This window comes from Nocardioides kribbensis (genome assembly GCF_015070375.1).
Lineage (GTDB): Bacteria > Actinomycetota > Actinomycetes > Propionibacteriales > Nocardioidaceae > Nocardioides > Nocardioides kribbensis.
Genome location: NZ_JADCLL010000002.1, coordinates 524,774 through 539,790 on the forward strand (window position 1 = coordinate 524,774; position 15,017 = coordinate 539,790).

At 74.0% G+C, this 15,017-nt stretch carries 14 protein-coding genes; 8 read left to right on the forward strand and 6 right to left on the reverse strand.

Translation table 11 applies throughout. From position 1 onward, the window contains the following. Nucleotides 1–170 precede the first annotated feature (170 nt). Together IR170_RS08050 and IR170_RS08055 are read left to right on the forward strand one after the other, a co-directional pair. Nucleotides 171–527, forward strand: coding sequence for a histone-like nucleoid-structuring protein Lsr2 (locus tag IR170_RS08050; RefSeq protein WP_193661942.1), 357 nt, complete (start codon nt 171–173; stop codon nt 525–527). A gap of 217 nt (nt 528–744) precedes the next feature. Beyond that, a complete protein-coding gene (locus IR170_RS08055) occupies nt 745–3,333 on the forward strand; it encodes an ATP-dependent Clp protease ATP-binding subunit (protein ID WP_056864871.1) in 2,589 nt (862 codons plus the stop codon). A 121-nt stretch (nt 3,334–3,454) separates the two neighbouring features. Here the strand turns inward: IR170_RS08055 and IR170_RS08060 are convergent, their stop codons facing one another. Continuing rightward, nucleotides 3,455–4,321, reverse strand: a complete 867-nt coding sequence (locus IR170_RS08060; RefSeq protein WP_193661943.1) for an A/G-specific adenine glycosylase — start codon at nt 4,319–4,321, stop codon at nt 3,455–3,457. Nucleotides 4,322–4,401: 80 nt separating this feature from the next. Between IR170_RS08060 and IR170_RS08065 the strand changes: the two genes are divergently transcribed. Further along, complete coding sequence (locus tag IR170_RS08065) at nt 4,402–5,178, forward strand: hypothetical protein (RefSeq protein WP_193661944.1); 777 nt, start codon at nt 4,402–4,404, stop codon at nt 5,176–5,178. On the opposite strand, the gene disA is transcribed toward IR170_RS08065, so the two are convergent. Next, on the reverse strand, nt 5,169–6,251 hold the full coding sequence (gene disA / locus IR170_RS08070; protein ID WP_200919148.1) for a DNA integrity scanning diadenylate cyclase DisA: 1,083 nt from the start codon (nt 6,249–6,251) through the stop codon (nt 5,169–5,171). The genes IR170_RS08065 and disA overlap by 10 nt on opposite strands. A 136-nt stretch (nt 6,252–6,387) precedes the next feature. Further along, on the reverse strand, nt 6,388–7,815 hold the full coding sequence (gene radA, locus IR170_RS08075) for a DNA repair protein RadA (RefSeq protein ID WP_056864868.1): 1,428 nt from the start codon (nt 7,813–7,815) through the stop codon (nt 6,388–6,390). Nucleotides 7,816–8,083: 268 nt separating this feature from the next. Between radA and IR170_RS08080 the strand changes: the two genes are divergently transcribed. Then, complete coding sequence (locus IR170_RS08080) at nt 8,084–9,064, forward strand: LacI family DNA-binding transcriptional regulator (protein WP_319804969.1); 981 nt, start codon at nt 8,084–8,086, stop codon at nt 9,062–9,064. Between the two features lie 9 nt (nt 9,065–9,073). On the opposite strand, the gene IR170_RS08085 is transcribed toward IR170_RS08080, so the two are convergent. The 3 genes from IR170_RS08085 to IR170_RS08095 form a co-directional block, all read right to left on the reverse strand. After that, the gene (locus IR170_RS08085) at nt 9,074–9,775 is read right to left on the reverse strand and encodes a class I SAM-dependent methyltransferase (RefSeq protein WP_193661945.1); all 702 of its coding nucleotides are present in this window, start codon (nt 9,773–9,775) and stop codon (nt 9,074–9,076) included. A gap of 19 nt (nt 9,776–9,794) precedes the next feature. After that, nucleotides 9,795–10,433, reverse strand: coding sequence for a VOC family protein (locus tag IR170_RS08090; RefSeq protein WP_193661946.1), 639 nt, complete (start codon nt 10,431–10,433; stop codon nt 9,795–9,797). Nucleotides 10,434–10,566: 133 nt separating this feature from the next. After that, nucleotides 10,567–11,349 carry a hypothetical protein gene (locus tag IR170_RS08095; protein ID WP_056864865.1) on the reverse strand — a complete coding sequence of 261 codons (783 nt, stop codon included), beginning with the start codon at nt 11,347–11,349 and terminating at the stop codon, nt 10,567–10,569. 31 nt (nt 11,350–11,380) lie between these two features. On the opposite strand from IR170_RS08095, the gene IR170_RS08100 reads away from it, so the two are divergent. From IR170_RS08100 to proC, 4 genes are all read left to right on the forward strand, one after another. Beyond that, nucleotides 11,381–12,316: a Ppx/GppA phosphatase family protein gene (locus IR170_RS08100; protein ID WP_193661947.1), complete on the forward strand. Its 936-nt coding sequence runs from the start codon at nt 11,381–11,383 to the stop codon at nt 12,314–12,316. A 5-nt stretch (nt 12,317–12,321) separates the two neighbouring features. Further along, on the forward strand, nt 12,322–13,134 hold the full coding sequence (locus tag IR170_RS08105) for a sugar phosphate isomerase/epimerase family protein (protein ID WP_193661948.1): 813 nt from the start codon (nt 12,322–12,324) through the stop codon (nt 13,132–13,134). Between the two features lie 81 nt (nt 13,135–13,215). Continuing rightward, nucleotides 13,216–14,166, forward strand: a complete 951-nt coding sequence (locus IR170_RS08110) for a proline dehydrogenase family protein (protein ID WP_227488785.1) — start codon at nt 13,216–13,218, stop codon at nt 14,164–14,166. A 20-nt stretch (nt 14,167–14,186) separates the two neighbouring features. Next, nucleotides 14,187–15,008 (forward strand): pyrroline-5-carboxylate reductase, encoded by an 822-nt coding sequence (gene proC, locus IR170_RS08115; RefSeq protein WP_193661949.1) that lies wholly within the window; start codon nt 14,187–14,189, stop codon nt 15,006–15,008. Nucleotides 15,009–15,017: the final 9 nt, after the last annotated feature.

Consider the following 15,017-nt stretch of genomic DNA (forward strand, 5'->3'; position numbering starts at 1 on the left):
TTAGCCGACGTCGTCGCATTCATTAGTCGCCGCAAGCGCTTCGGCAAAAAGCGGCGTGAATCCTTTACCCGTGACAATTGTTTGTCGACGTCGCCCCTCTGGCATCATCGATCTCGCAGGAATTCAATTCGACGACGCTTCGGCGTCGAATTCACGGAGGTCGCAGAGCAATGGCGCAGAAGATCCACATCGTCCTCGAGGACGACCTCGACGGCAGCGAGGCCAGCGAGACGGTGACCTTCGGTCTCGACGGCACGACCTACGAGATCGACCTCACCGACGAGCACGCCACGGAGCTTCGCGAGGCCCTGGCGCCCTACGTCGGGCACGCGCGCAAGGTGTCGGGCTCGGCCCGCCGCGGCCGCAAGGCCTCCGCCGGCGCCGCGGGCAACGGCTCGGCCGGCTCGGCCGACGGGGGCCCCAGCGCCAAGGAGATCCGCGAGTGGGCCCGCTCCAACGGCTACGAGGTGCCCGACCGCGGCCGCGTCTCCGCCGAGGTGCGCGAGGCCTTCGACGCCGCCAACTGAGACACCGGCCCACACGCCGGTCGACACACCGTCTGACACACCGGCCGACACGCCCGGTCCACCGTCCGCACGGGCGGCGGACCGGGCGTGTTCGCTCTCAGCGGACGCACCTTCTGCGCTGAGGGGGAACGCGTAGGCTGTCAGCGGGGTTGGACACTCCGTACCCTCCCTCCACCCAGGAGCGGACGGCACCCCACCTGCACGAGGAGCGATGCGCATGTTCGAGCGGTTCACAGACCGAGCCCGCCGGGTGGTCGTGCTGGCCCAGGAAGAGGCCCGCATGCTCTCCCACAACTACATCGGGACCGAGCACATCCTGCTCGGTCTCATCCACGAGGGAGAAGGCGTCGCGGCCAAGGCGCTGGAGAGCCTCGACATCTCGCTCGAGGCCGTCCGCGCCCAGGTCGAGGAGATCATCGGCCAGGGCCAGCAGGCCCCGTCCGGCCACATCCCCTTCACCCCGCGCGCCAAGAAGGTGCTCGAGCTGTCCCTGCGCGAGGCGCTGCAGCTCGGCCACTCCTACATCGGCACCGAGCACATCCTGCTCGGGCTGATCCGCGAGGGCGAGGGCGTGGCCGCCCAGGTGCTGCAGAAGCTCGGCGCCGACCTCAACCGCGTGCGCCAGCAGGTCATCCAGCTGCTGTCGGGCTTCCAGGGCAAGGAGTCCTCGCAGTCCGCCGCGGCCGCCACCGGCGCCAGCGGCGAGGCCCCGTCGTCCTCGCTGGTCCTCGACCAGTTCGGCCGCAACCTCACCCAGGACGCCCGTGACGGCAAGCTCGACCCCGTCATCGGCCGCTCCCAGGAGATCGAGCGGGTCATGCAGATCCTCTCGCGCCGCACGAAGAACAACCCCGTCCTGATCGGCGAGCCCGGCGTCGGCAAGACCACCGTCGTCGAGGGCCTGGCCCAGGACATCGTCAAGGGCGACGTGCCCGAGACGCTCAAGGACAAGCAGATCTACACCCTCGACCTGGGTGCGCTGGTCGCCGGCTCGCGCTACCGCGGTGACTTCGAGGAGCGCCTGAAGAAGGTGCTCAAGGAGATCCGCACCCGCGGCGACATCGTGCTCTTCATCGACGAGATCCACACTCTCGTCGGTGCCGGCGCGGCCGAGGGCGCCATCGACGCCGCCAGCATCCTCAAGCCGATGCTGGCCCGCGGTGAGCTCCAGACCATCGGTGCCACCACGCTCGACGAGTACCGCAAGCACCTGGAGAAGGACGCCGCGCTCGAGCGCCGCTTCCAGCCGATCCAGGTCGCGGAGCCCTCGATCGCCCACACGATCGAGATGCTCAAGGGCCTGCGCGACCGCTACGAGGCGCACCACCGCGTCACCATCACCGACGAGGCCCTGGTCTCGGCGGCGACGCTGGCCGACCGCTACATCTCCGACCGCTTCCTGCCCGACAAGGCGATCGACCTCATCGACGAGGCGGGCTCGCGCCTGCGCATCCGTCGCATGACGGCGCCCGCCGAGCTGCGCGAGTTCGACGACAAGATCGGCGAGGTCCGCCAGCGCAAGGAGGCCGCCATCGACGGTCAGGACTTCGAGGCCGCCGCGCGTCTGCGCGACGAGGAGAAGCAGCTGATCCTCAAGAAGTCCGAGCGCGAGAAGGCCTGGCGCGCCGGCGACATGGACGAGGTCGCCGAGGTCGACGAGGAGCTGATCGCCGAGGTCCTCGCCGTCGCCACCGGCATCCCGATCGTGAAGCTCTCGGAGGAGGAGTCCTCCCGCCTGCTCAAGATGGAGGACGAGCTCCACAAGCGGGTCATCGGCCAGGACGAGGCCGTCAAGGCGCTCAGCCGGGCCATCCGCCGCACCCGTGCCGGGCTCAAGGACCCCAAGCGTCCCGGTGGGTCGTTCATCTTCGCCGGGCCCTCGGGCGTCGGCAAGACGTGGCTGTCCAAGACGCTGGCGGAGTTCCTCTTCGGCGACGAGGACGCGCTCATCCAGCTCGACATGTCGGAGTTCAGCGAGAAGCACACGGTCTCGCGCCTCTTCGGCTCGCCTCCCGGCTACGTCGGCTACGAGGAGGGTGGCCAGCTGACCGAGAAGGTGCGGCGCAAGCCGTTCTCGGTGGTGCTGTTCGACGAGGTGGAGAAGGCCCACCCCGACATCTTCAACAGCCTGCTGCAGATCCTGGAGGAGGGTCGCCTGACCGATTCCCAGGGTCGGGTCGTCGACTTCAAGAACACCGTCATCATCATGACGACCAACCTCGGCACGCGGGACATCGCCAAGTCGGTGCACCTGGGCTTCAACCAGAGCGGCGACGCGGCGGGCTCCTACGAGCGCATGAAGAGCAAGGTCTCGGAGGAGCTCAAGCAGCACTTCCGCCCCGAGTTCCTCAACCGTGTCGACGAGATCATCGTCTTCCCGCCCCTGTCGCGCGAGCAGATCGTGCACATGGTCGACAACATGGTCGCCGCCGTGGAGGTCCGCCTCCGCGACCGCGACATGCAGCTCGAGCTCACCCAGTCGGCCAAGAACCTGCTGGCCGAGCGGGGCTTCGACCCGGTGCTGGGTGCGCGGCCGCTGCGCCGCACGGTGCAGCGCGAGATCGAGGACGTCCTGGCCGAGAAGATGCTCTTCGGCGAGGTCGGCCCGGGCCAGATCGTGCTGGTCGACGTCGAGGGCGAGGGCCCCGGCGCGACCTTCACCTTCCAGGGCCAGAAGGTCGCGGCCCTGCCCGACCTGCCGCCGTTCGAGACCGCCGGGGTCGAGGTCGGCGACGCCCTCGGCGAGGGTCCCTCCGACGAGGAGGGCCCGCGCGACGTCCCGCGGGCCACCGGCGAGACCGAGTGACGACCGGCTGACCGAGCACCACACCGCACAGCACGCAGCGCCCCGGGCCGCCAGGTCCGGGGCGCTGCTGCGTCCGGGCGACGGCGGCGCGTCGACCGGGCCGGGCCGGCTCAGGGCCGGGTCAGGGCAGCGCGTAGGCGCTGTCGCCGGCCCGCACGAGCAGCCGGTCGGCCACCAGGCCGGCCAGGCACCGCTCGCGCTGCTCCGGCTCGGGCCAGGCCGCCACCAGCGCCGAGACGTGCACCGGGCCCTCGGCGTCGCGCACGACCCCCATCAGCCGCCCGCGGCACTGCCGGTCGGTGCCGGCCCAGGCCTGCGCGCGCCGCGGCGGCCCGTCGTACGCCGGCCGCCCGGCCGCCAGCCAGGCGCACTGCGCCGCGAGCGGGCAGTCGGCGCAGGCGGGCTGGCGTGCGGTGCACACGAGCGCCCCGAGCTCCATCACCGCCACCGCCCAGGTCGCCGCCGTGGCCTCGTCGTCGGGCACCACCGAGGCGGCCCGCTCCCGCTCGGCGCGGGTGAGCCCGGCCGGCGGCAGCTCGTCGCCGCCGAGCACCCGCGCCAGCACGCGACGCACGTTGGTGTCGAGCACGACGTGGCGCTGGCCGAAGGCGAAGGACGCGATGGCGGCGGCGGTGTACTCGCCGACCCCGGGCAGCGTGAGCAGGACGGCGTGGTCGCGGGGCACCTCGCCGCCGTGGTCGGCGACGATGGCGGTGGCCGCGGCGTGCAGGCGCAGGGCGCGTCGCGGGTAGCCCAGGCGGCCCCAGGCGCGCACGGCCTCGCCCGTGGGCTCGGCGGCCAGGTCGCCCGGCGTCGGCCAGCGCTCCATCCACGCGGCGTGCACGGGCAGCACCCGGGCCACCGGGGTCTGCTGGAGCATCAGCTCCGAGACCATCACCGACCACGCCGACGCCTCGGGCCGACGCCACGGCAGGTCGCGGGCGTGCTCGTCGTACCACTCCAGCAGGGGGGCGTGCAGGCTGCTCATCGCCGCCATTCTCACCCGGGCGGGCGCGACCCCGGTGTGGCACCCCGACCGGGCGGGCCGGGCTGGCTACGGTGACGGCCATGACGTCGCTGACCCGCGGACCGCTGCCGGCGCGCGTGTACTGGGTGCGCCGCGGCATCGTGCTCCTGCTGCTCGTGCTCCTCCTCGTGGCCCTGGTGCGGATCGTCGGCGCCCTCACCGGCGGCGACGAGACCCCGCAGGCCGTGCAGACGGCCGCCGACCCGGCCCCGACCGCGGCGCCCGAGGCCAGCCCCTCGGCCACCCCCACCGACGCCGCGGCCGACGCCCCCACCGCGGGCGCCAGCGCGGGCCCCACCGCAGAGCCCACCCGGCGCCCCGACCGACCGCGCGCCACCCGCACCCCCGAGCCGGTGCCGGCGCAGCCCGACGGGCCGTGCGACGACGGCGAGCTCGAGGTGGTGCCGAGCGTGACCTCGGCCGTGGCCGGCGGCGAGGTGGGCATCGACGTGGCCGTGCGCTCCCTGGACTCCGAGGCGTGCACCTGGACGACCTCCGCGCGCGAGCTGACCCTCAAGATCACCTCGGGCGACGACGAGATCTGGACGACGCGCGAGTGCCGCCGGGCCGTCGTGCCGCAGGACGTCGTGGTGCGCAGCGCCGAGGCCACCACGGTGGAGGTCGTGTGGTCGGGGCGCCGCTCCGACGCCGAGTGCACCCGCGCGGCCGACTGGGCGCTGCCGGGGTGGTACCACGTCGCCGCGGCCGCGATCGGCGGCGAGCCCGCCGACGTGCAGTTCCGGCTGCTCTCGCCGGTGCAGGAGGCCGAGCAGGAGGCGCAGGACGAGGCCCGCGAGGGCGGTCGCCCTCAGACGTAGCGCTCGAGGATGGTCGACTCCGCCAGGCGCGAGAGTCCCTCCCTCACGCTGCGGGCGCGCAGCTCGCCCACGCCCTCGACGGCCTGGAGGTCGTCGATGCCGGCCGAGAGCAGCTTCTGCAGGGTGCCGAAGTGGTCGACGAGCCGGTCCACCACCGACCCCGGCAGGCGCGGCACCTTGGCCAGCAGCCTGTAGCCCCGCGGCGCCACGGCACCGTCGAGGTGCTCGCCGTTGCCCAGCCCGAGCACCCGGGCGGTGGCGGCCGGGTCGACCAGCTCGGTGGGGCTCAGCGCCTCGAGGCGCCCGAGCAGCTCCTCGGGGCTCTTGCTGCGACGCCCGGCGGGCAGGTAGTCGCGCACGACCAGCTCGCGCTCGGCGTCGACCCCGGTGACCAGCTCCTCCAGCTGCAGCGAGAGCAGGCGGCCGTCGGTGCCGAGCTCGAGCACGTAGTCCTCGATCTCGCGGGCGATGCGGATGACCATCTCCAGGCGCTGGGCCACGACGGCCACGTCGCGCACCGTCACGAGGTCCTCGACCTCGAGCGCCGACAGGGTGCTCGACACCTCGTCGAGACGCAGCTTGTAGCGCTCCAGGGTGGCCAGCGCCTGGTTGGCCCGGGAGAGGATCTGGCCGGAGTCCTCCAGCACGTGGCGGGTCTCGCCGACGTAGGCGGCGATGATCTGCATCGACTGCGACACCGAGATCACGGGGTAGCCGGTCTGCTTGGCCACCCGGTCGGCGGTGCGGTGACGCGTGCCGGTCTCCTCCGAGGGGATCGTGTGGTCGGGCATGAGGTGGACGGCCGCGCGGATGATGCGCGTGTTGTCCTTGTCGACGATGATCGCGCCGTCCATCTTGGCCAGCTCACGCAGGCCGGTGGCGGTGAAGGGCACGTCGAGGGTGAAGCCGCCCGTGGCGATGGACTCCACGGTCTTGTCGTGGCCGAGCACGATCAGCGCGCCGGTGCGCCCGCGCAGGATCCGCTCCAGACCGTCGCGCAGGGAGGTGCCGGGAGCGATCGAGGCCAGGGTCGCGCGCAGGCGCAGGGTCTCGTCCGAGCGGTCGGCGACCACGAGGTCCTCCAGGGTGCGGGTCGGCGGCCCCGGCGGCCGCCACGAGGGAGTCTAGGCGCCCGTGCGCCCGCCCGCGCGGTCATGGCGGGGTCGTGACGCCGTTGTGACCCGCGCGGGCGCCGCCTCGGGCCCGGGCTCAGGTCTGGGGCACCCGCGGCGGGCGGACCTCGTCGCGCCCGACCAGCCGCAGCAGCCGCAGGGCGGAGGCGACGTCGGGCACGTCGAGGACCTTCATGCCGTCGACGACCCACGACTCCGGCGAGCGCCGCGCGGCCTGGCCCGGCTCGGAGGGCACGACGGCCACCCGGAAGCCCAGCCGGGCGGCCTCGGCCACCCGCTGCGGCAGGTCGCGGACCCGGCGCAGCTCACCGGCCAGGCCGATCTCGCCCATCGCCACCACCCCGGTCGGCGGCGCGACGCCGTGGCTGGCCGAGACCAGCGCGATCGCGAGGGCCAGGTCGCTGGCCGGCTCGTGGAGCCGGGCGCCGCCGACGGTGGAGGCGAAGACGTCGTGGGCGTGGAGCCTGACGCCGCAGTGCTGCTGGAGCACGGCCAGCACCATCGCCACGCGCGAGGAGTCGAGCCCCGACGTCGTACGCCGGGGACGCTCCAGCGCGGAGGGGGTCACCAGGGCCTGCACCTCGGCCAGCAGCGGGCGCCGCCCCTCCAGGGTGACGGCCACGCAGGTGCCGGCGACCTGGCCGTGGTGCTGCTCGACGAAGAGGCCGGTGGGGTCGGTGACCGCGGTGATGCCGTCGGCGGAGAGGTCGAAGCAGCCGACCTCGTCGACCGGGCCGAAGCGGTTCTTCATGGCCCGCACCATGCGGAAGCGGGAGTTGCGGTCGCCCTCGAAGTGCAGCACGACGTCGACGAGGTGCTCGAGCACCCGCGGGCCGGCGATGGAGCCGTCCTTGGTGACGTGGCCGACCAGCACGGTGGTGATGTTGCGGGTCTTCGCCACGCGGATGAGCGCGGCGGCGACCTCCTTGACCTGGGTGACCCCGCCGGGCACGCCGTCGACGCCGGAGGCGCCGATCGTCTGCACGGAGTCGACGACCAGCAGCGTCGGGCGGGTCTCCTCGATGTGGGTCAGCACCGCGCCCAGGTCGGTCTCGGCGGCGAGGTAGAGCTCGGGCTGCACCCCGCCGGTGCGGTCGGCGCGCAGCCGCACCTGCGAGGCCGACTCCTCGCCGGTGACGTAGAGCGTGCGGTGGCGCAGGCGCGCGGTCTGGGCGGCGACCTCGAGCAGCAGCGTGGACTTGCCGACGCCGGGCTCGCCGGCCAGCAGGATGGCGGCGCCGGGCACGAGGCCCCCGCCGAGCACCCGGTCGAGCTCGGGCACGCCGCTGGTGCGGAAGGAGGACTCCTCCACCGACACCTCGCCGATCGGCACGGCCGGGGTCGTGACGGGCGCCGCGGCGGCGCGGTGGACCGGCGCCGAGGCCTCGGCCACCGAGCCCCACGCCTGGCACTCACCGCAGCGGCCGACCCACTTGCCGGTCTCCCAGCCGCACTCGGTGCAGCGGTAGCCGGGACGGGCTGCGCGGGTGGAGGTCTTGGCCATGGGGCGCACGCTAGGCGACCCCACCGACAGCGCCCGCGGCCCGGGCCCCCGCCGCCCCGCCCGCCCGGCGCGGGGCCGGCGGCCTCACCCCGGAGAACGGGGGACGGCGCCGCGGCGGCAAAGTTATGCTTCTGCTTGGATCGATCAAGAGCACCGGCCGCCGACGGCCGGAGCGAGCTGTCAGGAGACGCCGGTGGGGGTGCGGAACGCGTCGCGCGGGCCCGGTCGCCCTGCCGTCCCCACGGGTGCGCCGCCCACGCTGGCCGACGTGGCCGAGCGGGCCGGCGTCTCGCGCCAGACGGTCTCCAACGCGGTCAACAACCCCGACCTGCTGCGCGCCGACACCCTGCAGCGCGTGCAGCAGGCCATCGCCGAGCTGGGCTACCTGCCCAACCGGGCCGCCCGCAACCTGCGCACCCGCTCCTCCCACCTGATCGGCCTGCGCATCAGCGCCGCCCAGGAGGGCACGGCCAACGCCACCATGGACCGCTTCGTCCACTCGCTGGTCGAGACCTCGCGCGACGCGGGCTACCACGTGCTGCTCTTCGCGGGTGAGGCCGACGACCCGCTGTCGGGCTACGACGACCTGCTGCGCTCCACCGCGGTCGACGCCTTCGTCGTCACCGACACCTACCTCGGCAACCCCCAGGCGGGCTGGCTCGGGTCGCGGCGGGCTCCTTTCGTGGCCTTCGGCCGGCCGTGGGACGCCCCGGAGGCCCACCACCCCTGGGTCGACGTCGACGGGGCCGCGGGCTGCGAGCTGGCCACCCGCCACCTGCTCGAGCGCGGCCACCAGCGCGTCGCGTGGATCGGGTGGCGCAAGGACTCCCCGATCGGGGAGGACCGGCGCGAGGGCTGGCGCCGCGCCCTGCACGCGCAGGGGCTGTCCTCGGCCGGCCTCGCCGCCCGGGTCGACGACACCGTGACCAGCGGCGCGCAGGCCAGCGCCGCCCTGCTCGACGACGCCGCGCCCACCGGCTTCGTGTGCGCCTCCGACACCCTGGCGATGGGCGTGCTCCAGACCCTGGCCGCGCGCGGGCTGACCCCCGGCCGCGACGTCGCCGTCGTCGGCTTCGACGACTCCCAGGTCGCCCAGGTCGTCACCCCCGGTCTCACCTCGGTGCGCCAGCCGCTGGAGCAGGTGGCGATCGAGATCGTCTCCGCCCTGGAGGGCCTGCTCGGCCACCCGCCCCGCGTCGGCGACGGCGTCCTGCTCACCCCGACCCTCGCCGTGCGCGGCTCCAGCTGACCGCGGCGGCTAGAAGCGCTTCCACCACAGGTTGACGGCGTAGTCGACCTCGAGGCCCTCGTGCTCGCCGAGCACGGCGTCGGCCACCGGGCCCGGCAGCTCGACGCGGGTGACCGCCTCGAGGTCGGCGCGGGAGGTGAAGCGCCAGCAGACGTCGAGCGGCACCCGCGTCCAGCCGCGGGTCGACCAGAAGCGCTCGACGACCGCGGGCGGGTCGAGGTGGGGGTAGCCCCGGCGGAACCAGTCGCCGAAGGTGGAGCGGGTGGGGTCGTTGTCGACCACGAAGGCCGTGCCGCCGCGGGCCACCACGCGGTCGAGCTCGGCCAGTCCCGGCTCGCAGCCGGGTCCGAAGAAGTAGGCCCACCGCGCCTGGACGACGTCGACCGAGGCGTCGGGCAGTGGCACGTCCTGCGCGGTGCCCTGGAGCACGCCGACGCCGGCCAGGCGCGACGTACGCCGGCGCGCCAGCGCCACCAGGTCGGGGTGGGGCTCGACGCCCACGACGCTGCCGGCGCGCTCGGCCCACCGGGGCAGGTGGAAGCCGGTGCCGCAGCCCAGGTCGAGGAAGCGCTGCCCCGACCAGTCGTGCAGCGCGGCCATCGCGGCCTCGATGCGCCGCTCGGGGTCGACCGCGGTGTTCTCGAGCTCGTAGGTGGCGGTGTGGTGCCAGATGTTGGGGCTCGGCACCGCACCGGGCGAGGGGCGGCTCACGAGCCGTCGCCGACCGGTGTCAGAGCCGGACGAGACCCGACGGGGTCTGCAGCTGCACCGCGATGATGCCGGGGGTGCCGTGCGGGGCGACCCACTCCACCTTGACGTCCTCGAGCGGCGCCTCGACGGTCTCGCCGAGCCACTCGCTGACGCGCTGCGGGTCGCCGGCGATCTCCAGGCAGGCCAGCGCGTAGCCCTCGTCGGCGCCCTGGCTGGGGTGCAGCTCGGCGGGCACCTCCCACTGCAGGAAGAACGGCAGCTGCGGGTCGGCGATGAGGCCGTTGAGGCCGATCTGCTTCCAGCGCAGCTCGGTGCCGTCGGGGAGGTGCCGGCTGCCCTGCGCGGCCTCGCGGCCCAGGCGCTGCTCGGCGACGCTGATGTCGTCGACGGCCACGGCCCAGCCCAGCCAGCCGCCGCCGAGGGCGGAGCGGGCGCGGACGGCCTGGCCGAAGGGGGCCTTGTCGGAGGCGGGGTGGTCGAGCACCTCGACGATCTCGAGGTAGGTGCCCCCCGCCAGGGCCAGGGTCATGTTGCGGGTGCCGAAGCGGGGGTGCACACCGCCGTCGCTGAACTCGCGACCGAGCAGGCGCCCGATGCGCTGGGCGGTGCCCGCGAGTCCGTCGGGTCCGGCGGCGTAGGAGAGGTGGTCCAGGCGCATGTCAGGAATTGTGGACAACACGCCCGCAGCGCTTGACACCGGGGTCGGGTTCTCTCGACATCGAGAGTTCTTTACTCGCGGGTCCGGCCCGGCGAGGGGCGGGGCGACGGGTCAGGGCAGGGCGGGTCGCGGGTCAGGGCCGGGGGTCGGCCGGGTGCAGCGCGAGGGCGCTGCGCGAGCGCACGTGGGCCTCGCAGTGGCGCGCGAGCTCGGCGTAGGCCTCGGGGCCCATGAGGGCGGTGAGCTCGGGGGCGTGGGTGAGGTAGACCGGCTCGGGGGCGACGTGAGCCTCGGTGTTGCCCGAGCAGTACCAGTCGAGGTCGTGGCCGCCGGGCCCCCAGCCGCGGCGGTCGTACTCGCCGATCGAGACCTCGGTGACCTCGGTGCCGTCCTGGCGCTCGACCTCGCGGAAGGTGCGCCGGATCGGCAGCTGCCAGCACACGTCGGGCTTGGTCTCCAGCGGCTCGCGGCCTTCCTCGAGCGCCAGGGCGTGCAGCGCGCAGCCGGCGCCGAGGGCGGAGCCGGGCCGGTTCTGGAAGATGCAGGCGCGCTGGCCGTCGACCTCGGTGACCAGCGTCTTGCGCGCCCCCTCGTCGTCGGTCTCGACCCACACCGAGGCGTCGACGGCGCCGGGGGCGGCGTCGGGTCCGCCCGGGTGCTGCTGCCACAGCCGGCCGTCGAGGCGGGCGACGTGGCCGGCCACGCGCTCCTCGTCGCCCTCGTCGGCGAAGTGCGCCCCCAGGGTGCAGCAGCCGACGTCGGGGGCGTCGGCGTAGATGCCGGCGCAGCCCTGGCCGAAGATGCAGGTGTAGGACGAGGTCAGCCAGGTCAGGTCGCAGCGCATCACCTCGGAGGCGTCGGCGGGGTTCTCGAACTCCACCCACGCGCGGGGGAACACCAGGTCGACCTCGGGCACCCGCCGAGCCTACGGGGAGTACGTTGAGGCCATGCGTCTGGGCGTGCTCGACATCGGCTCCAACACGGGCCACCTCCTCGTCGTCGACGCCCACGGCGGGGCGGCGCCGCTCCCGGCGTACTCCTACAAGGAGCCGCTGCGCCTGGCCGAGGTGCTCGACGAGCACGGCGCGGTCTCGCAGGCCGGCATCGACGCGCTCACCGCCTTCACCGCCCAGGCCGTCGTGGTGGCCGAGGACAAGGGCTGCGAGGACATGATCGGCTTCGCCACCTCCGCGGTGCGCGACGCGGTCAACTCCGAGGCCGTGCTCGACCACGTCGAGGCCCGCACCGGCGTGCGGATCGGCGTGCTCTCGGGCGAGGACGAGGCCCGGCTCACCTTCCTGGCCGTACGCCGCTGGTTCGGCTGGTCGGCGGGCCGCCTGGCCGTCTTCGACATCGGCGGGGGGTCGCTGGAGATCGCCGGCGGCGGCGACGAGGCGCCCGACGTGGCGTGGTCGATGCCGCTGGGGGCCGCCCGGCTGGCGCGGCAGTGGTTCGGCGGCGGTCCGCCCGACGACGACGCCATCAAGAAGCTGCGCAAGCAGATCCGCGCCGACATCGCGCGCGACGCCGGCAACCTGCTGCGCGCCGGAGCCCCCGACCGGGCCGCGGCCACCTCGAAGACCTTCCGCTCCCTGGCCCGCATCTGCGGGGCCGCGCCCTCGGGCGACGGCCCGCTGGTGCCGCGGGTGCTGCCGCTGGCCGAGCTGCGCGAGTGGATCCCGCGGCTGGTCACCATGACGCCCGAGGAGCTCGCGGCCCTGCCCGGCGTCTCCCCGAGCCGGTCGCACCAGATCCTGCCCGGCGCGCTGGTGGCCGAGGCGTGCATGGACATCTTCGACCTCCAGGCCCTCGAGATCTGTCCGTGGGCGCTGCGCGAGGGCGTCATCCTCGAGCGGCTCGACCAGATCAGCGTGCTGGGCTGACCCGGGTGAGCGACCCCGTCCCCGCCCCGGCGGGCGGGCCGACCCGTGTCGGCCTGTCCACCTCGTCGGTCTACCCCGAGTCGGCCGCCCGCGGCTTCGAGCGCGCCGCCGCCCTCGGCTACGACGCCGTCGAGGTCATGGTCGCCCTCGACCGGATCACCCAGGACCCCACCGCGCTGCGCCAGCTCTCCGAGCACCACGGCGTGCCGGTGTGCTCCGTGCACGCCCCCTGCCTGCTGCTGACCCAGGCCGTGTGGGGCGCCGAGCCGTGGGCCAAGCTCCAGCGCTCGGCCGACATGGCCCACGAGCTCGGCGCGGAGGTCGTGGTGGTGCACCCGCCCTTCCGCTGGCAGAAGGACTACGCCCGCGGCTTCGTCGACGGCATCGCCGCGCTGGAGGAGTCGACCGGCATCCGCTTCGCGGTGGAGAACATGTATCCCTGGAAGGCCACCTCCAAGCGCGGCGTCGAGGTCTACCAGCCCGGCTGGGACCCCTCGGCCGAGCCCTACGCCAACACCACGATCGACCTGTCCCACGCCTCCATCGCCGGCTCCGACGTCGTCGCGATGGCCGAGCGGCTCGGCCCGCGGCTGCGCCACGTGCACCTCACCGACGGCAGCGGCTCGGCCAAGGACGAGCACCTCGTGCCGGGGCGCGGCTCCACCGGCGCCGACCGGTTCCTGCGCCACCTGGGCGCCAGCGGCTTCGCCGGCGACGTGGTGGTCGAGATCAACACCCGCCGCAGCGGCAGCGAGGAGGCCCGCGAGGCCGACCTGGCCGAGTCGCTGGCCTTCGCCCGCGAGCACCTCGCCGGCTGAGCCCGCCGTCGCGGGTGCAGCCGCCCCGATGCAGCCCGCCCTCGCCACGGGAGCCGCAGGGGCCCGTCGTAGATTGGCGTCATGTCCCTGCTCCGCCAGCCGCTCCTGCTCCTCGCGCGGAGCTCCCAGGTCAAGAGGCTCGTCAGCACCATGCCGGTCTCCGCGGGCATCGTCCGCGGCTACGTGCCGGGGGAGAGCACCGACGCCGTGGTCGCGGCCACGGCGGCGCTGGTCGACGACGGCCTGACCGTCACCCTCGACCACCTGGGCGAGGACACCACCGACCGCGCCCAGGCCGAGGCCACCGTCGCGGCCTACGTCGAGGTGCTCAAGGCGCTCGCGGCGCGCGGGCTGACCCGCCACGCCGAGGTCTCGGTCAAGCTGAGCGCGATCGGGCAGTTCCTGCCCGACGACGTCGCCCCCGAGGGCGGCCACCGCCTCGCGCTGGAGAACGCCCGCACCATCTGCCGGGCCGCCCGCAACGCCGGCACCTCGGTGACCCTCGACATGGAGGACCACACCACCACCGACTCGACGCTGGCGATCCTGCGCGACCTGCGCAAGGACTTCCCCGAGACCGGGGCCGTGCTCCAGGCCTACCTCCACCGCACCGAGGACGACTGCCGCCAGCTGGCCTACGAGGGCTCGCGGGTGCGGCTGTGCAAGGGCGCCTACAACGAGCCCGAGTCGGTGGCCTACCAGGACCGTCTCGAGGTCGACCGGTCCTACGTGCGCTGCCTCAAGGTGCTCCTGGCCGGCCAGGGCTACCCCATGATCGCCACCCACGACCCCCGCATGGTCGAGATCGCCTCCTCGCTGGCCAGCCGCTTCGGGCGTCAGCCGGGCAGCTACGAGTTCCAGATGCTCTACGGCATCCGGCCCGAGGAGCAGAAGCGGCTGGCCGGCGAGGGCGAGACCGTCCGGGTCTACGTGCCCTACGGCCAGGAGTGGTACGGCTACCTGATGCGACGCCTCGCCGAGCGTCCGCAGAACCTGTCATTCTTCCTGACGTCCCTCATCTCCAAGAAGTAGCTCCGAAGGAGGCGTCGCGCATGGCGCAGACCGCACCCGCCGCCCAGACCGCGATCATCGGGGCGGGGGTGATGGGCGAGACGCTGCTCTCGGGTCTCGTGCGCGCCGGTCGCCGCGTCGACCGCCTGCTGGTGGGGGAGAAGCGCGCCGAGCGGGCCCGCGAGCTCGAGGAGCGCTACGGCGTCTCCGTGGTCGGCAACCTCGAGGCCGCCACCCGCGCCGACACCGTCGCCCTGGTGGTCAAGCCCCAGGACATGGGCGACGTGCTCGCCGAGATCGCGTCCGGTCTGCGCCCCGGGCAGCTGCTGGTCTCGCTGGCCGCGGGCATCACCACCGGCTTCATCGAGGAGCGCGTGCCCGAGGGCGTCGCCGTCGTGCGGGTCATGCCCAACACCCCGGCCCTGGTCGACGAGGGCATGGCCGGCATCTCGGCCGGCTCGCACTGCAGCGAGGCCGACCTCGCCGAGGCCGAGGCGCTCATGGGGTCGGTGGGTCGCGTGCTGCGCATCCCCGAGCGCCAGCAGGACGCCGTCACCGCCATCTCGGGCTCGGGCCCGGCCTACATCTTCTTCGTCGTGGAGTCGATGATCGAGGCCGGCGTGCACCTCGGGCTGCCGCGCAGCACCTCCACCGACCTGGTCATCCAGACCCTGGTGGGCTCGGCCAAGATGCTGCGCGAGACCGGCACCCACCCCACGGTCCTGCGCGAGCAGGTCACCTCCCCCGGCGGCACCACGGCCTCGGCGCTGCGCGAGCTGGAGCAGCACGGCGTGCGCGCGGCCTTCCTGGCCGCGATGGAGGCCGCGCGCGACCGCTCGCGCCAGCTGGCCCAGGGCCAGTGAGGTCGGGCC

Excerpts from the sequence above, each read along its gene's own strand:
- radA (WP_056864868.1), bottom strand. The coding sequence starts at position 7,815 with ATGGCCAAGACCTCCACCCGCGCAGCCCGTCCCGGCTACCGCTGCACC.
- IR170_RS08100 (WP_193661947.1), top strand. The coding sequence starts at position 11,381 with ATGCGTCTGGGCGTGCTCGACATCGGCTCCAACACGGGCCACCTCCTC.
- IR170_RS08055 (WP_056864871.1), top strand. The coding sequence starts at position 745 with ATGTTCGAGCGGTTCACAGACCGAGCCCGCCGGGTGGTCGTGCTGGCC.
- IR170_RS08065 (WP_193661944.1), top strand. The coding sequence starts at position 4,402 with ATGACGTCGCTGACCCGCGGACCGCTGCCGGCGCGCGTGTACTGGGTG.
- IR170_RS08110 (WP_227488785.1), top strand. The coding sequence starts at position 13,216 with ATGTCCCTGCTCCGCCAGCCGCTCCTGCTCCTCGCGCGGAGCTCCCAG.
- proC (WP_193661949.1), top strand. The coding sequence starts at position 14,187 with ATGGCGCAGACCGCACCCGCCGCCCAGACCGCGATCATCGGGGCGGGG.
- IR170_RS08060 (WP_193661943.1), bottom strand. The coding sequence starts at position 4,321 with ATGAGCAGCCTGCACGCCCCCCTGCTGGAGTGGTACGACGAGCACGCC.
- IR170_RS08090 (WP_193661946.1), bottom strand. The coding sequence starts at position 10,433 with ATGCGCCTGGACCACCTCTCCTACGCCGCCGGACCCGACGGACTCGCG.
- IR170_RS08050 (WP_193661942.1), top strand. The coding sequence starts at position 171 with ATGGCGCAGAAGATCCACATCGTCCTCGAGGACGACCTCGACGGCAGC.